Origin of the sequence: Ilumatobacter sp., from assembly GCF_049588435.1 — a bacterium.
GTDB lineage: Bacteria > Actinomycetota > Acidimicrobiia > Acidimicrobiales > Ilumatobacteraceae > Ilumatobacter_A.
Map to the genome: position 1 here is coordinate 1 of NZ_JBAVYV010000458.1, position 6,796 is coordinate 6,796.

Genomic DNA, 6,796 nt, shown 5'->3' on the forward strand with positions numbered 1-6,796 from the left:
CGTAACGGGTCTGACCCGTTACGTAACGCAGCGCCTGCGTAGCGTCGGCGCGATGACCAGCGAGATCCGACCGTTCACGATCGACGTACCCGATGCGGTGCTCGATGATCTCCGACAGCGGCTCGTCAACACCCGCTGGCCCGAGACCGAAACGGTCGACGATTGGAGCCAGGGCACGCCGCTCGCATACGCCCGCGAATTGTCGGCCTACTGGGCGGACACGTACGACTGGAGGGACCGCGAGGCGAAGCTCAACCGGTTCGACCAGTTCGTGACCGAGATCGACGGGCTCGACATCCATTTCGTCCACCAGCGTTCTCCGCACGACGACGCGATTCCGCTCATCCTCAGCCACGGCTGGCCGGGCTCGATCGTCGAGTTCCACAAGGTGATCGAACCGCTCACCAACCCGACTGCGTTCGGCGGCGATGCGTCGGATGCATTCCATGTGATCGCCCCGTCGCTTCCGGGGTACGGGTTCTCCGCAAAACCGACAGAGACCGGTTGGGGTGTCGAGCGGATGGGCGCGGCCTTCGCCGCGCTCATGGCCCGGCTGAGGTACGACCGCTACGTCGCCCAGGGAGGCGACTGGGGTTCGGCGATCACCTCGGCGATCGGTGCGCTCGACCCAGAGCACTGCGCGGCGATCCACCTCACGCTCGCGATGGGTTCCCGACCGACGATCCACGGGGATCCGACGCCGGAAGAACTGCACGCGCTCGAGCGGATCAAGTTCTACGCCGACTGGGACTCGGGCTACTCGAAGCAACAGTCGACGCGTCCGCAGAGCGTGGGATACGGCCTCGTGGACTCACCGTCGGCGCAGGCGGCGTGGATCGTCGAGAAATTCTGGGCATGGACCGACAACGACGGTCACCCCGAGGACGTGCTCGGGCGGGACGAGCTGCTCGACAACATCATGCTCTACTGGATCAACGGCAACGGTGCCTCGTCGGCCCGCCTCTACTGGGAGAGTTTCTCGAAGCGCCGCAAACTGGAGATCACCGTGCCCACCGGCTTTGCGTCGTTCCCCGCCGAGGTCGTCCCCCCGGTACGGGCCTGGGTCGAACCGGTCTACCCCAACCTCGTCCACTGGGCCGACTACGACAAGGGCGGCCACTTCGCAGCGTTCGAGGTGCCCGACACCTTCGTCGCCGAACTGCGCACATACTTCCGCCGCTTCCGCTGATCCCTGACCCAGCGCAGCGTTGGAACGGCGTGTCAACGCGCCGGTAGCGTCGCACGGGTTCGTCCATGACCACTGCCGCGACCACCCCTCCCCCTGCCGCCGAGCCTGCACACGGTCTCAAACCCGGCACTGCGCGTGCGGCGCTCGCCTACCCGAAGTTCCGGCTCGTCTTCATCGGCCTCGCGCTGTCGCAGATCGGGACGTGGATGCAAAACGTCACGCTGCCGGCGTACGTCCAGGACCGAACGTCCAGTCCCACACTCGTCGGCGTCACGATCGCCGTCCAACTCGGCCCGCTCCTGCTCCTGTCGATCCCCGGAGGCGCGCTCGCCGACAAGGTGTCCAAGCAGAAGTTGATGCTGTGGATGCAGTCGATCTCGGCGGTGCTCACGCTCGGCACCGCCTACTTCGTGGCGAAGGACGCCTCCCTGATCTGGATCTTCCTGGTCCAGGCCGGAATCGGTTCGGCGAACGCGCTCAATGCCCCCGCGTTCCAGGCGACGATGCCACTCCTGGTCAGCCGCGCCGACCTGCCCGGAGCGATCAGCCTCAACTCGGCGATGATCAACGGCACCCGCGTGATGGGCCCGGTCGCCGCCGCGATCCTCGCCGCATTCGGACTGTCCGTTTCGTGGATCTTCGTGATCAACGCGGTCACCTACCTCTTCTTCATCGCTGCGCTCGTGCTCGTCAAGATGCCTGACGTGAAGGCCGACACGCTCGTGCGCGGCTGGCGTCAGCTCGGCGTCGGGATCACGATCGCGCGCGACCGACTCGTGCTCAATCGGCTGCTCATCGGCATGTTCTCGTTCTCGCTGATCAGCCTGATCTACGTCGGGCTGTTCCCATCGGTCGCCGAACTCAACTTCGACATCGCGGCCAAGTCGTCCACCTACCGCTGGCTCTACGCCACCTGGGGCTTCGGCGCGTTCTTCGGGGCGATCTCCGTGGGCACGTTCCTGTCGCGCTTCCACCGCCGTGTCCTCATCGTGCGCGGCTTCACCGGGTACGGCCTCGCCCTCCTGATCTTCTCGCAGCTGCGCGATCCGGTGGCTCCGTTCTTCGTCGGATTCGTGCTCGGATTCTTCTACTTCATGACCGCGACGGCGATCACGACGTCGCTTCAGCTGAACATGAAGGACGGCGAACGGGCATCGGTGATGCCACTGTGGTTCATGGTGTTCGGTGGAACCGTCCCGATCGGAAACCTGATCGGCGGAGTGCTCTTCGAGATGATCGGATCGCGCACCGTGCTCGGAATCGGCGCGCTGTGGGCGTTCTTCCTCGCCTGGTGGCTCGACCTCCGTCGACAGCCGCCATCGGCGTTCCTGAGCGAAGCCGAGGGTGGCGAGGCGCCGCTCGCCGCCGACTGACACCACGCCAAGTGCACCCGCTCTCGCCGGGCTGCTCCCAGGATGTCCGGACTCGGGGTCGGGGTCGGGATTTCCCTACCTCGAAGACACGTGGCCACACCATCGCTCGACCCACCGGGCGAGCGCACGATGGTTCCATGAGCACGACACTGTTTCCACCCGCCGACCTCGCCCATCCCGGCGCCGTCGCGTCGAACGGCACCACTCCCCCATATCGCCTCGCCGCACACACGCGACTCGCGACCAAGACCTTCGGGCGTGGCGGGACCGAGGTCCGCGCGCTCGATGGCGTGGACGTCGGGCTCGCGGCGGGCGAGTTCACGGCGATCATGGGCCCATCGGGATCCGGCAAGAGCACGCTGATGCACTGCATGGCCGGCCTCGACACCTTGTCATCAGGCGAGGTGTTCGTCGGCGACGTCGAACTCGGAGCACTCTCCGATCGCGAGTTGACCCGACTTCGGCGGGAGCAGATCGGATTCGTCTTCCAGTCGTTCAACCTGCTCCCGATGCTGACCGCTGCGGAGAACATCACCCTGCCGATGGATCTCGCCGGCACGAAGCCCGACGGCGAATGGCTCGACAGCGTCATCGAGACCGTCGGACTGACCGACCGCCTGAAACACCGACCCAGCGAGTTGTCGGGAGGCCAGCAACAGCGGGTCGCCGTCGCACGGGCGCTGGCCGCACGGCCCCAGCTGATCTTCGCCGACGAGCCGACGGGCAACCTCGACAGCCGCACCGGGAGCGAGATCCTCGGGTTCATGCGATATGCGGTCGACCGGTTCGCCCAGACCGTCGTCATGGTCACCCACGATCCCGTCGCTGCGGCATACGCCGACACGGTGCTCTTCCTCGCCGACGGCCGGATCGTCGATTCGATGTCGTCTCCGAGCGCCGATCGAGTGCTCGACCGCATGAAGCAATTCGGAGCCTGATCATGTGGCGGACCATTCGCAAAGGAATGTGGAGCCACAAGCGTCGGCTCCTCGGAACGACGACCGCCGTCCTGCTCGGCGTCGCGTTCCTCACGGCGTCGCTCGTACTCGGAAGCACGATGACCGCGGGATTCGACGGGCTGTTCCGTGAGGGAAACGCCGGCACGGATGTCGTCGTCAGGAACGCCACCGAGATCGGCGCCGGCGACAGTGTCACCCGCGGCCGTCTCGACATCGACGTGAGCGGTCAACTCGCCGCCGTGGAGGGCGTGGCGACACTCGAGCCCATCATCGAGGGGTTCGGGCAGCTGCTCGACCTCGACGGAGACCCGATCGGCGGGGGCGGCCCACCGACCACCGCCGCCAACTGGATCGGTCGGTCGTCGGTGAACCCCTGGGCGCTGTCCGAAGGGCGCGCCCCCCGAGACGTCGCGCCCGACGAACCGTACGAGGTCGTCATCGACCGTGGCGCGGCCGAACTCGGCGAGCTGTCGATCGGGGACACGACCACGATCAAGATCCCCGAGCCGGTGGAGGTGAGCATCGTCGGCCTCGTCACGTTCGGCGGCTCCGATTCGCTCGGCCCCTCGACCTACACCGCCTTCTCCGAACGCGCTGCGACCGACCTGGTCGGCGCACCCGGCCAGGTGTCGGCGATCCGCGTCGCGGCCGAGGATGGCGTCAACCAGGAACAACTCCGCGACGAGATCGCACGGGTGATCCCCGCCCAGGCCGAGGCGTTGACCGGCACCGAACTCACCGATGAGATGATGGCCGACATCCAGAGCGACTTCCTGGGGATGTTCCGGACGATTCTGATCGCCTTCTCCGTGATCGCGCTCGTGGTCGCCGGATTCAGCATCCACAACACGTTCTCGATCCTGATCGCTCAGCGGACGCGTGAATCCGCACTGCTGCGAGCGCTGGGTGCATCCCGTCGCCAGGTGCTGTCGTCCGTTCTGGTCGAGGCCGTGGTCATCGGTGCGCTCGCCTCGGCGATCGGCCTGATCACCGGCATCGGCCTGGCGCTGGGTCTGAAGTCCTGGATGGACGGTGCCGGATTCGACGTCGGCATCTCCGGTGTCGTCGTCACCGGCACCACGATCGTCATCGCGGTCGTGGTCGGGATCGGATCGACGCTCCTCGCCAGCTTCGCCCCGGCCTTCCGCGCCTCGCGGGTCGCTCCTCTCGCGGCTCTTCGCGACGCGGCCGTCGACTCGACGTCGTCGTCGAAGGCCCGACTGGTCGGCGGACTCGTCACCGCCGCGGCCGGTATCGCGACGGTGATCACTGCGACCGACGAAGACGGAGCTGTCGTCCAGGCAGGCGTGGGATCGATCCTGATGATCGTGGGAGCGGTGATCCTCGGGCCCGTGGTCGCTCGACCCGCCGCGGGACTGCTCGGTCTCGGTCCCCGTCTGGTGCGCGGTCAGAACGGCCGCCTCGCACGACGCAATGCGATGCGCGATCCGCGACGGACCTCCGGCAGCGCGGCAGCGCTGATGGTCGGAACGGCCGTCGTCGCCCTGTTCACGACCTTCGGTGCGTCGATCAAGGCGTCGGTCGAGACCACCGTGAACCAGAACTTCGGCGGCGATCTCGTGATCGTGCCGGACGATTTCAGCGGTGCCGGGCTGAGCCCGGCGGTCGCCGACGGAGTGGCGCAGTTGCCCGAGGTGGCGACCTCCGCAGGCATGGGGATCGCCCTGGCCATCGCCGACGGCGCCACCATCGACCCGGCGGTGGTCGATCCGGCAGCGCTGGACGCACTGCTGGACATCGACGTGACGGCGGGTTCACTCGCCGAGGTCGTGCCCGGGAACATCGCCGTGAGCGAGTCCTACGCCGAGGACCACAGCGTGGCCATCGGCGACTCGATCAACCTGTCGTACGCGGACGGTGCGTCCCAGGATCTGACCATCGAGGCGCTGTACGCCAACACGATGAACGTCGGCGACGCGATCATGACGCCCGAGGACTGGGCGCCCCACGCCGACCAGCCGGGCGACGTGGTCGTGTTGATCGACCTCGCCGATGGCGTATCCGAGGAGGATGGTCGAGCAGCAGTCGACATGGTGGCGGCACGACACGCCGCACCCGACGCTCAGACCCGCTCGGAGTACCTCGACACGATCGGATCGGAGATCGACTCGATGCTCGTGTTCGTCTACGGGATGCTCGGGCTCGCGATCCTGATTGCGCTGATGGGCATCGCCAACACGTTGTCGCTGTCGATCCACGAACGCACGCGGGAACTCGGACTGCTCCGAGCGGTCGGTCAGACCCGCTCCCAGGTTCGCTCGACGGTCCGTTGGGAATCGGTGATCGTCTCGCTGTTCGGCACGATCGGCGGAGTTGCGCTCGGGACGTTTCTCGGCTGGGGGTTGATGCGTGCGCTCGCCGCCCAGGAAGGGTTCGGTGAGTTCGCCATGCCGACCACGTCGCTGGCCGTCGTTCTCGTACTCGCGGCGCTGGCCGGCGTGGTCGCTGCGTGGCGGCCTTCGCGCCGGGCCGGACGCCTCGACATCCTCGCGGCCATCGCGACGGACTGAAATCTAGGATCGGACAGATCATGGTCAACCCCCTCCGCCCGTGGTCACGACCCGGCCGACTGTTCCGGGCAGCCGCCTACATCGCGGTCGGCCTCCCGTTCGGCATCGTCGTGTTCGTCGTCACGGTGGTCGCGCTGGCGCTGTCGATCGGTTTGATGCCGGCGTTCCTGCTCGGTGTCCCGGTGGGCTGGATCGGCTTGATGATGTCACGCGGCCTGGCGCAACTCGAGCGATCGCGGGCCGGTGCGTACACGAACGTGATTCCCGACTCGGTCGCCCCGCTCGTGCGCGGCACCTGGTTCGGGCGGCTGGCGGAACGACTGCGCTCGAAGGCGCGGTGGCGTGAGATCGCCCACCATCTCCTCCAGCTGCCGGTCAATGCGATCGGCTTCGCGGTCGTCGCGGCAACCTGGTGCGGCTCCGTTGCGATGGCGCTCCTGCCGTCGTACGTCGGGGCGTTTCCGGACGACAGCGCGAAGTTCTACTTCTTCGAAGTCGGGTCCGAGGATCCGGCTCGATGGGCGGCCCTGGCCGTCGGCGTGATCGGCATCCTGCTCGTCGCTCCGTGGATCACACTCGGCGCGGCCACGACGGAGTGGACGCTCGCCGACCGGTTGCTCGGCCCGACCGACGAGGAGCGGTTGGCCGTCCAGGTGACCGAACTCCGCACGAGCCGTACCGCGGCCGTCGACTCGGCCGAAGCCGAACGGCGACGGATCGAGCGCGATCTCCACGATGGCGCTC

5 protein-coding genes are annotated in these 6,796 nt (G+C 67.2%); all 5 read left to right on the plus strand.

Annotation, left to right across the window (positions count from 1 at the left end):
* The first annotated feature begins 52 nt into the window (after nt 1–52).
* Nucleotides 53–1,189, plus strand: a complete 1,137-nt coding sequence (locus WBV89_RS17565; RefSeq protein WP_423982635.1) for an epoxide hydrolase family protein — start codon at nt 53–55, stop codon at nt 1,187–1,189.
* Nucleotides 1,190–1,254: 65 nt separating this feature from the next.
* On the plus strand, nt 1,255–2,562 hold the full coding sequence (locus tag WBV89_RS17570) for an MFS transporter (RefSeq protein ID WP_423982636.1): 1,308 nt from the start codon (nt 1,255–1,257) through the stop codon (nt 2,560–2,562).
* A 137-nt stretch (nt 2,563–2,699) separates the two neighbouring features.
* Nucleotides 2,700–3,500: an ABC transporter ATP-binding protein gene (locus WBV89_RS17575; RefSeq protein WP_423982637.1), complete on the plus strand. Its 801-nt coding sequence runs from the start codon at nt 2,700–2,702 to the stop codon at nt 3,498–3,500.
* Between the two features lie 2 nt (nt 3,501–3,502).
* The gene (locus WBV89_RS17580) at nt 3,503–6,052 is read left to right on the plus strand and encodes an ABC transporter permease (RefSeq protein WP_423982638.1); all 2,550 of its coding nucleotides are present in this window, start codon (nt 3,503–3,505) and stop codon (nt 6,050–6,052) included.
* A 20-nt stretch (nt 6,053–6,072) separates the two neighbouring features.
* On the plus strand, nt 6,073–6,796 hold a 724-nt coding region (locus WBV89_RS17585; protein WP_423982639.1), incomplete at its 3' end, for a sensor domain-containing protein.